This window comes from Alterinioella sp., from assembly GCF_058343375.1.
On the sequence record NZ_JBTUJH010000045.1, the window covers coordinates 1 to 12,762 of the forward strand.

At 63.3% G+C, this 12,762-nt stretch carries 16 protein-coding genes; 11 read left to right on the forward strand and 5 right to left on the reverse strand.

Translation table 11 applies throughout. The features are described 5' to 3' along the window. Window positions 1-227 precede the first annotated feature (227 nt). Together ACW8PS_RS07505 and ACW8PS_RS07510 are read right to left on the reverse strand one after the other, a co-directional pair. Window positions 228-920, reverse strand: coding sequence for an NUDIX hydrolase (locus ACW8PS_RS07505; protein WP_491526728.1), 693 nt, complete (start codon window positions 918-920; stop codon window positions 228-230). Then, window positions 893-1,270 carry a DUF983 domain-containing protein gene (locus ACW8PS_RS07510; RefSeq protein ID WP_491526729.1) on the reverse strand — a complete coding sequence of 126 codons (378 nt, stop codon included), beginning with the start codon at window positions 1,268-1,270 and terminating at the stop codon, window positions 893-895. Before ACW8PS_RS07510 ends, ACW8PS_RS07505 begins: the two co-directional genes overlap by 28 nt. A 150-nt stretch (window positions 1,271-1,420) precedes the next feature. Here ACW8PS_RS07510 and ACW8PS_RS07515 point away from each other — a divergent pair, with 150 nt between their 5' ends. The 4 genes from ACW8PS_RS07515 (at window position 1,421) to ACW8PS_RS07530 (ending at window position 3,440) form a co-directional block, all read left to right on the forward strand. After that, window positions 1,421-1,918, forward strand: a complete 498-nt coding sequence (locus tag ACW8PS_RS07515) for an EF-hand domain-containing protein (RefSeq protein WP_491526730.1) — start codon at window positions 1,421-1,423, stop codon at window positions 1,916-1,918. Between the two features lie 123 nt (window positions 1,919-2,041). Then, window positions 2,042-2,575 (forward strand): RNA polymerase sigma factor, encoded by a 534-nt coding sequence (locus tag ACW8PS_RS07520; protein WP_491526731.1) that lies wholly within the window; start codon window positions 2,042-2,044, stop codon window positions 2,573-2,575. Beyond that, window positions 2,568-2,939: a hypothetical protein gene (locus ACW8PS_RS07525; protein WP_491526732.1), complete on the forward strand. Its 372-nt coding sequence runs from the start codon at window positions 2,568-2,570 to the stop codon at window positions 2,937-2,939. The genes ACW8PS_RS07520 and ACW8PS_RS07525 overlap by 8 nt, the downstream gene beginning before the upstream one ends. Window positions 2,940-2,942: 3 nt before the next feature. Beyond that, the gene (locus ACW8PS_RS07530) at window positions 2,943-3,440 is read left to right on the forward strand and encodes a periplasmic heavy metal sensor (RefSeq protein WP_491526733.1); all 498 of its coding nucleotides are present in this window, start codon (window positions 2,943-2,945) and stop codon (window positions 3,438-3,440) included. An 89-nt stretch (window positions 3,441-3,529) separates the two neighbouring features. Here ACW8PS_RS07530 and ACW8PS_RS07535 read toward each other — a convergent pair whose 3' ends face one another. Beyond that, window positions 3,530-4,897 (reverse strand): diguanylate cyclase domain-containing protein, encoded by a 1,368-nt coding sequence (locus ACW8PS_RS07535; RefSeq protein WP_491526734.1) that lies wholly within the window; start codon window positions 4,895-4,897, stop codon window positions 3,530-3,532. Window positions 4,898-4,990: 93 nt separating this feature from the next. On the opposite strand from ACW8PS_RS07535, the gene ACW8PS_RS07540 reads away from it, so the two are divergent. Further along, window positions 4,991-5,269, forward strand: coding sequence for a DUF3572 domain-containing protein (locus ACW8PS_RS07540; protein WP_491526735.1), 279 nt, complete (start codon window positions 4,991-4,993; stop codon window positions 5,267-5,269). Window positions 5,270-5,281: 12 nt separating this feature from the next. On the opposite strand, the gene ACW8PS_RS07545 is transcribed toward ACW8PS_RS07540, so the two are convergent. After that, window positions 5,282-5,755: a MarR family winged helix-turn-helix transcriptional regulator gene (locus tag ACW8PS_RS07545; protein ID WP_491526736.1), complete on the reverse strand. Its 474-nt coding sequence runs from the start codon at window positions 5,753-5,755 to the stop codon at window positions 5,282-5,284. Between the two features lie 91 nt (window positions 5,756-5,846). Between ACW8PS_RS07545 and ACW8PS_RS07550 the strand changes: the two genes are divergently transcribed. The 4 genes from ACW8PS_RS07550 to ACW8PS_RS07565 all read left to right on the forward strand — a co-directional run bounded on the left by ACW8PS_RS07550 (window position 5,847) and on the right by ACW8PS_RS07565 (window position 9,915). Further along, window positions 5,847-6,602: an HAD family hydrolase gene (locus tag ACW8PS_RS07550; RefSeq protein ID WP_491526737.1), complete on the forward strand. Its 756-nt coding sequence runs from the start codon at window positions 5,847-5,849 to the stop codon at window positions 6,600-6,602. Between the two features lie 59 nt (window positions 6,603-6,661). Continuing rightward, window positions 6,662-8,221 carry a trimethylamine methyltransferase family protein gene (locus tag ACW8PS_RS07555; protein ID WP_491526738.1) on the forward strand — a complete coding sequence of 520 codons (1,560 nt, stop codon included), beginning with the start codon at window positions 6,662-6,664 and terminating at the stop codon, window positions 8,219-8,221. Window positions 8,222-8,290: 69 nt separating this feature from the next. Beyond that, complete coding sequence (locus tag ACW8PS_RS07560) at window positions 8,291-8,878, forward strand: heme NO-binding domain-containing protein (protein WP_491526739.1); 588 nt, start codon at window positions 8,291-8,293, stop codon at window positions 8,876-8,878. After that, complete coding sequence (locus tag ACW8PS_RS07565) at window positions 8,875-9,915, forward strand: diguanylate cyclase domain-containing protein (RefSeq protein ID WP_491526740.1); 1,041 nt, start codon at window positions 8,875-8,877, stop codon at window positions 9,913-9,915. Before ACW8PS_RS07560 ends, ACW8PS_RS07565 begins: the two co-directional genes overlap by 4 nt. Here ACW8PS_RS07565 and ACW8PS_RS07570 read toward each other — a convergent pair. Further along, on the reverse strand, window positions 9,861-10,823 hold the full coding sequence (locus tag ACW8PS_RS07570; protein ID WP_491526741.1) for a GlxA family transcriptional regulator: 963 nt from the start codon (window positions 10,821-10,823) through the stop codon (window positions 9,861-9,863). The genes ACW8PS_RS07565 and ACW8PS_RS07570 overlap by 55 nt on opposite strands. Before the next feature lie 108 nt (window positions 10,824-10,931). Here ACW8PS_RS07570 and ACW8PS_RS07575 point away from each other — a divergent pair, with 108 nt between their 5' ends. Continuing rightward, window positions 10,932-12,092 carry an acyl-CoA dehydrogenase family protein gene (locus tag ACW8PS_RS07575; RefSeq protein ID WP_491526743.1) on the forward strand — a complete coding sequence of 387 codons (1,161 nt, stop codon included), beginning with the start codon at window positions 10,932-10,934 and terminating at the stop codon, window positions 12,090-12,092. Window position 12,093: 1 nt separating this feature from the next. Continuing rightward, window positions 12,094-12,762, forward strand: a 669-nt coding sequence (locus ACW8PS_RS07580) for a CoA-binding protein (protein ID WP_491526742.1), incomplete at its 3' end; no start/stop codon positions are given.

The window sequence follows — 12,762 nt, forward strand, 5'->3', positions numbered from 1 at the left end:
CGCGTCGCGCCAAATCGAATTCACCGGCCGACCCGAACGCATTCGATTGCGCGAACGCTGCCTCGGTCCGGGTGATGAATGCTCGCATCCGATCAGGCGCGACGCGCTATAGAACGCTGTGTGCAAGGGCCACGGGGGCAAAGGCGTTTCGAAACGCCTTTACGCGGTTTCGAAACCGCGTGCAAAGCCGCTTCGAAGCGGCTTGGGCCGATGCGCGGGGCAGACAGTCAGAGCCGCTCGAACCGGCTGATTGCATCGAGATTGTTGAAAAACGGCACCCCGGGTTGGGCCGAACCGTTCAGGATGGCCCCGATCTCGGCCAGCACGACCTCGGTGATGAAGGGCATGTCAAAGGCGCGGACCTGATCCAGCGGCACCCATTGCAGGTGGCTCAGCTCATCCTCGGCACGGGCAAAATCATCGGGATCATTGGCCAGCGCGCCCGCATCGGCCATGAAAAACCGGGCGTCGAACCGGCGCGGCCGACCCGGCGGGGTGATGGCGCGAAACACGAAACGCAGCGCCGCGCCATCGGGCAGATGGCCGGTGGCCAGATAGCCGCGCCAGCCCTTGGGGGCCATGATCTGGCCCGCGCGGGCATCGCGGCGGCCCAAAAGCAGGCCGGTCTCCTCCCACAGCTCGCGCGTGGCGGCGGCCAGAAGTGCGGCGGGCGGCAGGTCAGAGCCCCTGGCCAGACGGGTGGCGCAATCGGCGGGCGGATCCTGGGCCAGCGGAATCTCGGCATCGACCGCATCGACGGCCCCGCCGGGAAAGACAAATTTCGACGGCATGAAGGCCGCACCCTTGCCGCGCTGGCCCATCAACACGCGCGGGCGCGTATCGGCGTCGCGCAGCATGATGATGGTGGCGGCGTTGCGGATGGCGCTTTTGTCTAGAATCCGTGCATCCTCTTGGCCCATTGCAGCGTCACAAACGCGCCCTTCAGACGGGGCAGCAAAAACAGCGCCAGCGCGACCGAGCCAATGATGAAGCCGGTCGCCAATACCATCGGTTCGGGCCGATAGACGATGAACACCTGCAGCATCAGCCCGATCATTATCTTGCCGACGATCAGAATGGTGACATAGGCCGGGCCGTCATCGGCGCGGGCGTAACTCAGATCCTCAGAGCATTGCGGGCAGCTGTCGCGCAGTTTCAGATAGCCTTTCATCAGCGCCCCCTGCCCACAATTCGGGCAGCGCCCGCGCCAGCCACGCCGCAGGGCGGGCCAGACGGGGCGTTCCGGCGAAAGATTGACGGTGCTGTCCATATTTGCGGGCCTTCTGATCTGATTTCAGGGTTTCTTATCATCCGGATCGGGGGCCGCGCAGCCCCCCGCTAAAAATTTTTCCGAAATTGCGACGGAATGCCCGCGCTGCTGCGTGGAACCTTCATACAGTCAAGAAATGGAGTATTTGACATGTCGATGAAATCTGCCCTTCTGCTCAGCCTGCTGATCCCCATCGGTCTGGCCGTCAGCCTGCCCGCGAATGCGATGAGGATCGGTGATGGCCCGATGCAGCGGCCCGCATTTGCCGATCTCGATGTCAATGGCGATGGCAGCCTGACGCTGGAAGAGATGCAATCGGCCCGCCAGGCTCGTTTTGCCGAGGCCGATACCGATGGTGACGGCAATCTCAGCCGTGACGAATTGCTGGCCCATGCGACTGAGCGCATGGCCATCATGGTCGACCGCCAGATGGCCCGGTTCGATGACAATGAGGACGGTATGCTGAGCGCCAATGAAATGGATGACATGCGCCCGGCCCAGGCCGATCCTGACGCCATGTTCGCCCGCGTTGACGCCGATGGCGATGGCGTGGTGACCGAGGCCGAGTTTGACCAGGTCGCGACCGGCATGATGCGCCGGGGCGGTGGTGCCCAACGCGGCGGCTGGTTCCGCAACTGGGGCAACTGAGGTCCCCCTGGCAAAGGGCGGCGTTCCCCCGCCAATGCCCTTTGCCCCCGGTAGCAGGCGGGCTATGACAGGAGAATGGAGCCTTTGGACGCCGAGCTGGACGCATTGCGGGATGATGCCCTCATGCTGCTTTTCGCCCGCGGCGACCCCGGGGCGGCCCGGATTCTGACGGCCCGCCTGCTGCCACGTGTTCTGAACCACGCCGCCCGCGTATTGGGCGACCGGGTTGAGGCCGAGGATGTGGCACAAGAGGCCATGATGCGCCTGTGGCGTACGGCGGCGGATTGGCAGGCAGACGGGGCCAAGGTTTCAACCTGGCTGTATCGTGTGACCGCGAACCTGGCCGTGGATCGGTTGCGCCGATCCGGGCGCGCGGTCGGGCTGGACGAAACCGACGAGCCCGCCGATGATGGTCTGGCGGCAGATGACAGATTGATCCGGGCAGACCGGATGGCCGCGCTGGACAGCGCGCTGGCCACCCTGCCCGAACGCCAGCGCCAGGCCGTGGTGCTGCGCCATATCGAAGGGGTCTCGAACCCCGAGATCGCCGAGGTGCTGGAGATCAGCATCGAGGCCGTGGAAAGCCTGACCGCGCGCGGCAAACGCGCGCTGGCCAAGGCACTGGCAGGCCAGAAGGAGGCCTTGGGCTATGACTGAAGACCGTAATACTGAAGACCGTGATGATGTGACCGATCTGCTGAGCGCCGCCCGCGACGCGGCGGTGCCCTCGGAGGCATTGATGGCGCGGGTGCTGGCCGATGCCGCATCGGTGCAGGCCGGTTTGCAGGCCCCCGCACCTGTGCCGGTCCGGGGCGGGTTTGGCGACTGGCTGTCCAGCATTGGTGGCTGGCGCGGCGCGGGCGGGTTGGTGGCGGCGACTGTCACCGGGCTGATGATCGGCATATATGCGCCCGACAGCATCGATACGCTTCTGTCCGGGCAGCTCAGTGAACGCGGCCTGATCGAGGGCGATATTCTGGCCTATGGCTGGGGTGAGTTGCTGTATCTGGAGGATGGCTGAGCCATGAGCATGCCTGTCGAAACACCGGTCAAAAGACGTATACCGCGCGGGGTGAAAATCGTTCTGGCGGTGAGTCTGGCGCTGAACCTGTTGATTGCCGGTGCAATCGGCGGGGCCTTTCTGGGCGGGCGCGGCGAGGACGGGCAGCAAAATCGGGCTGATACGGCGCGTCTGTTGGGGCTTGGGCCGCTGGCCTTTGCGCTGGAGCGTGACGACCGCGCCGCCGTCATGCAACGTGCCGGGGCCGATCGGGAGATGATGCGGCGCCAACGTCTGCAGCTGGTCGAGGCGGCGCGTGGATTTGCCCAATCGGTGCGCGGTGATCCATTTGACCGCGCGGCAGCCGAGGCCGCGCTGGAGGTGCAGCGTGGCATAGTTCTGAACTTGCAGGACCGGGGCAATGGCGCGCTGCTGGACCATCTGGCCACCATGTCGCCTGCCGCCCGCGACGCGTTTGCGGACAATCTGTTGCAGATCCTGAACCGGCGCGGTCGCCGGTGAGTGCAGGCGCGCGCCCTGACGCGCAAACATCACTGTGCCCTTTGGGGATGATTTGGCCCTTTGGGGATGATTTGCGCCATCCGGCCCGATCAGGCGGCCGAGGCTGACACTGTCACCAGATTGCGCCCATCCGATTTGGAGCCATAAAGCGCCCGGTCGGCCCGCTCGATCAGGGATTCGGCGATATCGCCTTCGGTCGGCCCAAGGGCGATGCCAACGCTCATCGTGACGGTGACCGGCTGATCCAGCCCCACAATGGTGATGGGCCGCCCGCCCACGGCCTGACGCAGACGTTCGGCGCATTGCAGCGCGTATTCGGGGTCAGTATTGGGCAGGGCGACCAGAAATTCTTCGCCGCCCAACCGGGCCACCAGGTCATGACCGCGCAATTCATGGCGCAGGCGTTTGGCAACCGTGGCCAGCACCTGGTCGCCTGCGGCATGGCCAAAGCGGTCATTCACGGTCTTGAAATGGTCCAGATCCAGCATCATCACCGCCAGGCCACGCCCCGGATTGGCCAGAAGCCGCGCCAGCTGGCCAAGCGCATAGCGCCGGTTGTGCAATCCGGTCAGGCTGTCGGTCACCGCCAGTTCCAGCCCGGCCTCAACCGTGGCGCGCAGCCGGTCGGACTGGCGTTTGCGCCTGAGCTGGGTCTTGATCCGCACCGCCAGTTCGGCAGGATCAAACGGATTATACAAAATATCGCCGGCCCCCAGATCCAGCGCCACCGCGCCGCGTTCGGCGTCATCCTTGGGCAGGATCATCACCGCCGCAGAATGGCGTGACGCCGGCCGCGACCGCAGATCGGACAGCAGCCGCAGACCCTCATTATAGGCCCCAAGATCGGCCGAGATCACATAGACATCGGGGGCTTTATCCATGCCATGGCCCGATAGCGCCTGTTCGCGCGGCAGGATTTGCGGGGCCTGTGTTCCCTGCGCTTCAAGCGCGTGTTTCCATGACACGCCCGTGGCCGCATCGGGTGCCACCAGCGCCACCTTGCCCGCCGCCTCGAACCCGGCCGCCGGTTCGGCAAAGCCATAGCCCGCGCAGCTTTGCTCGCGCAGGCGCAATTCGCGCTGAATCTCATGCGCGCGCAACAGCGAGCGGACCCGCGCCAGCAGCGTCACCTCATCAACCGGTTTGGTCAGATAATCATCGGCCCCGCGTTGCAGCCCTTGCATCTTGCTGTCCTGATCGGCCAGCGCGGTGATCAGGATGACCGGAATATCGGCGGTGGCGGGGTCGGCTTTCAATTCCTCGCAGACGGCGACACCGCTCATGTCGGGCATCAGCACATCAAGCAGGATAAGGTCCGGCTGTTCGGCCTTCGCGATCCGCAGCGCTGCCGCCCCGCAATCGGCCTGCAACACGCCATAGCACGCGGCCGCAAGCTTCACTTTCATGACGATGCGATTGGTGGCCACATCGTCCACAACTAGAATGCGCCCTGTCATCGAATGCTCCGCCGGTGGTTTATCTCTGGGCTTTGTTCATGCATGATAGGGAAAGGTTAACAAAGCCTTTAATATGGTAGAGACAGGCATCACATGAACGCTGATCGCGCCGCCGAAATTGCGCTGAATGCCATGGCCTGGCTGGTTGGCAACGAGGAGCTGCTGCCGGTTTTTCTGGGCAGCACCGGGGCGCGTATCGAAGATTTGAGAGCGCAGGCCGCAGAACCCGGCATGCAACTGTCTTTGCTGGACTTTCTGATGATGGATGATGCCTGGGTCATGGCCTGTTGCGATCATCTGAGCCTGCCTTACGAGGCGCTTTTCGAGGCCCGGCAATCCTTGCCCGGCGGGGCCATGGTCAATTGGACCTGACCCATTTGGCGATTATTCGCCGATCACCTCATCTTCACCGGCGTAAAGTTTTTTCAGAAGAATTTTCAGCTCCGCCTGTTCGCCCTTGCTGAGCTTGGCGTTGAAATGCGCCATGTTTTCCTGACAGACCGGCATCGCCTGCATCATCCTTGCATAGCCATGATCGGTCAGGGAAACCTCGGTCATGCGGCGGTCGGTCTGGCCGATGGCGCGGCGGATCAGCCCTTCGGCTTCAAGCGCCCTGAGCGCGCGCGAGGTGGCGGTGCGGTCAATGCCCACGAATGCCGCGATATCGGAGGGGTTCTTCAACCCTTCCTCGGCCACCGCCAGCAGAATGCACCAGCCGATCCGGGTCAGGCCAAATCCCTTCAGCCCATCCTCGACCCGGCGTTCGACCAGCCGGGCGGCCAATGTGGTATGAAAGCCGATGCTGTCATGCAGGCTGAATTTGCTTCGCGCGCCGTCCATGATTGACAATGACAACATTTGCGACAACCGGTCAAGGCCGGGCAGTGACAGGGCCGGTGCGTCATGACACTGTCGGCGGTGTGAATCGGCAGCAGGAGGCCCGTGGGCGATGATCAGCGGTATATTGTTCGACAAGGATGGCACGCTGTTCGATTTCGAGCGCAGCTGGTCAGGTTTTGCGTATGGTCTTTTGATGGATCTGGCCGATGGCGATGCCGGGTGCGCCGCGCAGATGGGCGCGCAGATCGGGTATGATACGGGCGCGCGCAGTTTCGCGCCCGACAGCTGCCTGATTGCCGGCACCGATGCGGATGTGGTCACGGCGCTGTTGCCGATGCTGGCGGGCACCGACGCGGTGACGCTGAAAACCCGGATCAGCATGGCGGCGGCGCGCGCCACGATGGTTGAGGTCATCGCGCTGCGCCCGCTTTTGGGCGATTTGCGCATGATGGGGCTGCGCCTTGGCGTGGCGACAAACGATTCCGAACACGCGGCCAAGGCGCAACTGGCCGAGGCGGGCATTCTGGATTGTTTCGATTCGGTGCAAGGGTTCGACTCTGGCCATGGGGCCAAACCCGGCCCCGGCATGTGCGCGGCCTTTGCCGATCATTTCGGGCTGATCGCGGGCGATGTGGCGATGATCGGCGACAGCCTGCATGACCTGCATGCCGGCCGCGCGGCGGGAATGCTGGCCATTGGCGTTCTCAGCGGCATGGCCGGGCGCGACATGCTGGCCCCGCATGCCGATCTGATCCTGCCCGATATCAGCGACCTGCCCGCGCAGCTTGCCCCGGGCGGCGGCCTGCAAGCGGCACATGCGAAATCAAAAGCGACGCAAACGGGTTCACAATCCGTCGCTAAATGAAAACCCAAATGGGCGGCGCAGGGCCACAGTGACCCTCGAGCCATAACGGGAGATCACCAATGAGCGCAGATGCCGCCCCCCGCCGCCGCCGTGCCGGTGGCCGCAAGGGCAATGCCGACCGCGCCGGCACCGCGGCGATTGACCAGATGCCCTGGCGCATTCCGGTCAATCCCGACCGCCCGACCGACCCCCTGGGCCCGGAGGGTGTGCTGGCTATCCATACAGGCGCGATGCGCATTCTGTCTGATATCGGCATCGAGTTTCTGAACCCGGAGGCGCGGGAGTATCTGGCCCGCGCGGGCTGCAGGATCGACGGTGCCAATGTGCGGATGGATGCGGATTTTGTGATGGAGATGGTGGGCCAGGCCCCCAGCCAGTTCACCATCACGCCGCGCAACCCCGACAAGGTGATCACCATCGGCGGCAATCACATGGTGTTCGGCAATGTCTCCTCGCCGCCCAATGCCTGGGATCTGGATCGCGGCAAACGGTCGGGCGATTTCGAGACCTACCGCGAATTCATCAAGCTGACGCAATATTTCAACTGCATCCATTTTGCCGGCGGCTACCCGGTCGAACCGATTGATATCCATGCCTCTATCCGCCATCTCGATTGTCTTTATGAAAAGCTGACCCTGACCGATAAGGCCGCGCATGCCTATTCTCTGGGCAAGGAGCGGGTCGAGGATGTGATGGAAATGGTGCGCATCGCGGGCGGGTTGACGCGCGAGGAATTCGAGGCGACGCCAAGGATGTATACCAACATCAACTCGGTCTCGCCGCTGCAGCATGATTTCCCGATGCTGGAGGGCGCGATGATCCTGGCGCGGGCCCGTCAGGCGGTGGTGATCACGCCCTTCACCCTGGCCGGGGCGATGGCCCCCGTCACCATGTCGGGCGCGGTGACGCTGAGCCTTGCCGAAGGGCTGGCGGCGATTGCGCTGCTGCAATTCGTGTCGCCGGGATGCCCGGTGGCGATCGGCACCTTCACCTCGAATGTCGATATGAAATCGGGCGCGCCTGCGTTCGGCACGCCGGAATATATGCGCGCCACGCAGATGACCGGCCAGATGGCGCGCTATTATGGCCTGCCAATGCGCGCCAGCGGTGTCTGCGCGGCCAATGTGCCCGACGGGCAGGCGATGTGGGAGACCTGCAATTCGCTGTGGTCGGCGGTGCAGGCGGGCGGCAACATGATCTATCACGCGGCCGGTTGGCTGGAGGGCGGGCTGATTGCCTCGCCCGAGAAATTTGTGATGGATTGCGAGGTCTTGCAGATGATCCAACGCTATTTCGACCCGAAACTCTGGTCGACCGAGCCTGAGGATCTGGCTTTTGACGCCATCCGAGAGGTCGGGCCGGGCGGGCATTTCTTTGGCGTGCAGCACACCCAGGACCGCTATCAGGATGCGTTTTACGCGCCCTTTGCCAGCGACTGGAGCAATTTTGAGGCCTGGGAACTGGCCGGTGGCGAATGGACCGCGCAGCGCGCCAACCGGATCTACAAGGATATCATCAATGATTTCGAGGCCCCGCCGATGGAGGATGGCATCCGAGACGAATTGCGGGCCTTTGTCGACCGGCGCAAATCCGAGGGCGGCGTGCCGACCGATTTCTGAGATCCGGGGAACGGTTTCTTAATCCCTGACGCGCTATCAGACCGGCATATTATTTGCGGGAGCCTGAGAATGCACGGTTTGGTGAACCGCGCCTTGCAGGGGTTTTTGACCGACACCTATGGCAAGGATATTTGGGATGAGGTGCGCAGCCAGGCAGGCCTGCCTTTCGACGGCTTTGAATCGATGCTGCATTACGAGGATCGCCTGACCGGTGACACGGTTTCGGCAGCCGTGGCCGTGTTGCACAAGGATGAGGCATCCCTGCTGGAGGATATGGGCAACTATCTGGTAACCCATCCCAATCTGGAACCGCTGCGGCGCCTGCTGCGGTTTGGCGGCGATACGTTTTTCGACTTTCTGCAATCTTTGGATGATCTGTCTGGCCGTGCCCGTCTTGCGGTGCCCGATCTCGACATGCCCGACCTGCATATCCGCCAGCTTGAGGGGGCCAGTTTTGCGCTGGATGTCAGATGGGGGCAGCGCGGGGCCGGGTCGGTCTTTCTGGGTGCGCTCAGGGCGCTGGCCGATGATTACGGAACGCTGGCGTTTTTTGTCGCCGAAGATGGCGGGCCGGGGGTTGAACGGGTCCGCATCGACCTGTTTGATAGCGCGCATTTTGAAGGGCGCAGCTTTTCCCTGGGGGAAAACCCGATATGACCGGCGTTGCGGATCCGGGTGCGGCCAGGATCGAACTGGCGGGATGCGCCGTCGATGTGCTGATGCCGATGCACATTTGGTTCGGGGATGCGGGTCAGGTCATGCGGGTGGGGCCAACGCTGGCAAAGATCGCGGGCAAGACCGATCTGCCCGGCCAGCCCCTGTTTGACGTGATCGACATTCTGCGCCCCTCGGTCCCGCAGGGGTTGTCGCCGCTTCTGGCGTTGAAAGGCAAACGTCTGCGGCTGGCGTTGAAATCGCGGCCTGATCTGCCGTTTCGCGGTGTTCTGGTGCCCATGGCGGCCGGGCAGGGCGGTTTCATCAGCCTGTCGCTCGGCGTCTCTTTCGCCCGTGCCGTGGCCGATTGCGACCTGACGCTGAATGATTTTTCGCCCTGCGATCAAACGATTGACCTGCTTTATCTGCGCGAAGCCAATGCCGCCATCGCCCATGAATCGCGCAACCTGACCGCGCGGTTGCAGGCGGCCCGCCAAAATGCCGAAGAACAGGCGCTGACCGACGCGCTGACCGGCCTGCAAAATCGCCGCGCCATGGATGCGACGCTGAAAGAACTGACCGCAGAGCCGATGGCGCGATTTGGCCTCATGCATCTCGATCTCGATTTCTTCAAGGAGGTCAATGACACACTCGGCCACGCGGCCGGCGACCATGTGCTGACCCATGTTGCCGATATTCTGCGCGATGAAATTCGCAAGGGCGATATCGTGGCCCGTGTGGGCGGCGATGAATTTGTCTTGCTGTTTCGCGATTGCGACGATGCGGAATTGCTGCAATCCATCGCCGACCGGCTGATTTCCCGGCTGGAAGAACCCACGACATTCGCCGGTCAGCCCTGCCGGATTTCCGCCAGCGCAGGCTCGGTTCTGGCGTCGCGCTATGAGGTGCCCGACCCCGATCAGATGCTCAATGACGCCGATATCGCGCTTTATACCTCAAAGAACCGGGGCCGGGCGCAGCATACTCATTTCGATGATGAACTGCTGGCCCCGGTGATCGGAACCGCGCGCCCCAACTGATGCGCCGCCCGGGTGGCGGTTGGTGCGCAGCCAAATTCCAACCGGTAGGCACGCGCCATGGCGCTGGCATCACCATAGCCGCAGCGCAGCGCGATCTCGGCCACGCGGATTTCGGTCTCTGCCATCATCCGCCGGGCCGCCTGCAGCCGCAGCCGTTGATAGATTTTGCGCGGATTGTCGGCCAGGCGCTGCTGAAACCGGGCCTCCAGCTTGCGTTGGGTGCAGCCAAGCCTGCGGGCCAGCGCCGGGATGCTCAGCGGATCCTCCAGGTTCTGGCGCATCAGCACAACCGCCGCATCGACCAGATTTACCTGTGCCGTGGCCTCGCGGGGCATGGGGGCACCTTGCATGAAAAGCGATGCTATCTCGAGGCGCAGCGCCGGGCCATGGGCGCGCCCGATCAGATCCTGCACCAGATCGAACGCCGTCATCGCACCGCCGCAACTGGCGCGGTCGCGGTCGATGACAAAGCGGGCGATATCACTGGTGACCTGCGGAAAGGTTTCGGAAAACTTTTCAAACTCATCCCAGTGGATGGTCGCGCGATAGCCGTCCAGCAACCCCGCCGCCGCCAGCAGCCAACTGCCGGTATCGAGCCCCGCCAAAAGGGCGAACCGGCGCGCCGCCGCGCGCAGCGCACGCGCTGTTGCCGGCGTGGCATGGCGCAAATGGCCATAGCTTGGCAGCACCAGCAGCATATCGCCGCCGGGATGATCGCAAAGCCGCGCCTCGGGCAGCACCGGCAGGCCGCCGGAAGATGTCACCGGGGCCCCATCGAGGGTCACGAATTGCCACTGATACAGGGGTTTTCGTGACAGCATATTGGCGGCGCGCAACGGCTCCACCGCATTGGCAAGGCAATGGTTCGAGAAATCTTCGAACAGCAGCACCCCGATTTGCTGCGTCATGGCAGATGATTTCTGCGAATTCTGCATGATATCCACCTAAACCTGCATGGTGACGCGGCGCAACCACCGGCACGGTTTTCCCCAATGATCAGCAAGAGGACGCGGGCGATGCATTTTGGGCTGACCGATGAGCAGGAGATGATCGTTGCAACCGTGCGATCATTTGTCGAGAACGAGATTTACCCGCATGAGGCAGCGGTTGATCGTAGCGGCGAGGTGCCGCCAGATCTGGCCCAACGGATCAAGCAAAAGACCATCGAGCTGGGGTTCTACGCCTGCAATTTCCCTCAGGAGGTTGGTGGTGCCGGGCTGAGCCATGTCGAATTTGCGCTGGTCGAACGCGAACTGGGCCGCGGCTCCATGGCCCTGACGCATTTCTTTGGCCGACCGCAGAATATCCTGATGGCCTGCAAGGGCGATCAGCGCGAGCGCTATCTGCTGCCGGCGGTGCGCGGCGAGCGGATGGATGCGCTTGCCATGACCGAACCCGGGGCCGGATCGGATGTGCGCGGCATGAAATGTTCGGCGCTGCGCGATGGCGGGGATTGGGTGCTCAATGGCACAAAACACTTCATTTCGGGCGCCGATCATGCCGATTTCATCATTGTTTTCGTGGCCACCGGCGAGGATCAGACCCCGCGCGGCCCCAAGAAGCGCATCACCACATTTCTGGTCGATCGCGGCACGCCGGGCTTTACCATCCGCGATGGATACCGGTCGGTCAGCCATCGCGGCTACAAGAATATGGTGCTGGATTTTGACGATTGCCGCCTGCCCGATGCCCAGGTTCTGGGCGAGGTTGATGGCGGCTTTGCGGTGATGAATGACTGGCTCTATGCCACCCGGATCACGGTTGCCACAAACAGCGTCGGGCGCGCCCGGCGGGTCTTTGACTATGCCCTGAACTACGCGGCGCAACGCGAGCAATTTGGCCAGCCGATTGGAAAATTCCAGGGCGTCAGTTTTCAACTGGCTGATATGATTACAGAAATTGACGCCGCCGATCTGCTGACCTTGGCGGCGGCCTGGCGGTTGGATCAGGGGCTGCCAGCCAATCGCGAGATTGCCTCGGCCAAGCTTTACGCCACCGAAATGCTGGCCCGTGTCACCGATGCGACCTTGCAGATCCATGGTGGCATGGGGTTGATGGATGATCTCCCGATCGAACGGTTCTGGCGCGATGCAAGGGTCGAACGTATCTGGGACGGCACCAGCGAGATCCAGCGCCACATCATCAGCCGCGATCTTTTGCGCCCCCTGGGGGCCTGAGATGGAGCGGCTGTTCCGGCCCCGATCCATCGCCGTTATCGGCGGCGGGGCCTGGTGTGAAAACGTGGTGCAACGCTGCCGGGACATGGGCTTTGCCGGGCCGATATGGCCGGTCCACCCCAAGCGCGACAGCGTCGGCGGCGTGGCTGCATTCGCCCGGGCTGAGGATCTGCCGGCCGCCCCTGATGCCTGTTTCATCGGGGTCAACCGGCACGCCACAGTAGAGGCGGTTCGGTTGCTGTCGGATATGGGGGCCGGCGGCGCGGTCTGCTTTGCATCGGGGTTTTCCGAGGCACGGGACGAGATGACCGATGGCCCGGATCTGCAGGCCGCGCTGCTGGCGGCGGCGGGCGACATGCCCATCCTCGGCCCCAATTGTTACGGCTTTATCAACTATCTCGACGGCGCGCTTTTATGGCCCGATCAGCATGGCGGCAAACGGGTCGATCGCGGCGTTGCGATCCTGACGCAAAGTTCGAACATCGCCATCAACCTGACCATGCAGAGGCGCGGCTTGCCCTTGGCCTTTGTCGTCACAGTGGGCAACCAGGCCCAGATCGGGCTGGCGCAGATCGGCCAGGTTCTGCTGCGCGACCCACGGGTTACAGCGCTTGGCCTGCATATCGAGGGCATCGGCGATCTGCGCGCCTTCGAGGCCCTGGCGGCCACC

Bases quoted from the DNA above. Each gene is read 5' to 3' on its own strand.
- ACW8PS_RS07540 (WP_491526735.1), top strand. From the start codon at position 4,991: ATGAACGCTGATCGCGCCGCCGAAATTGCGCTGAATGCCATGGCCTGG.
- ACW8PS_RS07520 (WP_491526731.1), top strand. From the start codon at position 2,042: ATGCTGCTTTTCGCCCGCGGCGACCCCGGGGCGGCCCGGATTCTGACG.
- ACW8PS_RS07510 (WP_491526729.1), bottom strand. From the start codon at position 1,270: ATGGACAGCACCGTCAATCTTTCGCCGGAACGCCCCGTCTGGCCCGCC.
- ACW8PS_RS07560 (WP_491526739.1), top strand. From the start codon at position 8,291: ATGCACGGTTTGGTGAACCGCGCCTTGCAGGGGTTTTTGACCGACACC.
- ACW8PS_RS07505 (WP_491526728.1), bottom strand. From the start codon at position 920: ATGGGCCAAGAGGATGCACGGATTCTAGACAAAAGCGCCATCCGCAAC.
- ACW8PS_RS07530 (WP_491526733.1), top strand. From the start codon at position 2,943: ATGAGCATGCCTGTCGAAACACCGGTCAAAAGACGTATACCGCGCGGG.
- ACW8PS_RS07535 (WP_491526734.1), bottom strand. From the start codon at position 4,897: ATGACAGGGCGCATTCTAGTTGTGGACGATGTGGCCACCAATCGCATC.
- ACW8PS_RS07555 (WP_491526738.1), top strand. From the start codon at position 6,662: ATGAGCGCAGATGCCGCCCCCCGCCGCCGCCGTGCCGGTGGCCGCAAG.
- ACW8PS_RS07550 (WP_491526737.1), top strand. From the start codon at position 5,847: ATGATCAGCGGTATATTGTTCGACAAGGATGGCACGCTGTTCGATTTC.
- ACW8PS_RS07570 (WP_491526741.1), bottom strand. From the start codon at position 10,823: ATGACGCAGCAAATCGGGGTGCTGCTGTTCGAAGATTTCTCGAACCAT.
- ACW8PS_RS07565 (WP_491526740.1), top strand. From the start codon at position 8,875: ATGACCGGCGTTGCGGATCCGGGTGCGGCCAGGATCGAACTGGCGGGA.
- ACW8PS_RS07575 (WP_491526743.1), top strand. From the start codon at position 10,932: ATGCATTTTGGGCTGACCGATGAGCAGGAGATGATCGTTGCAACCGTG.
- ACW8PS_RS07545 (WP_491526736.1), bottom strand. From the start codon at position 5,755: ATGTTGTCATTGTCAATCATGGACGGCGCGCGAAGCAAATTCAGCCTG.
- ACW8PS_RS07515 (WP_491526730.1), top strand. From the start codon at position 1,421: ATGTCGATGAAATCTGCCCTTCTGCTCAGCCTGCTGATCCCCATCGGT.
- ACW8PS_RS07525 (WP_491526732.1), top strand. From the start codon at position 2,568: ATGACTGAAGACCGTAATACTGAAGACCGTGATGATGTGACCGATCTG.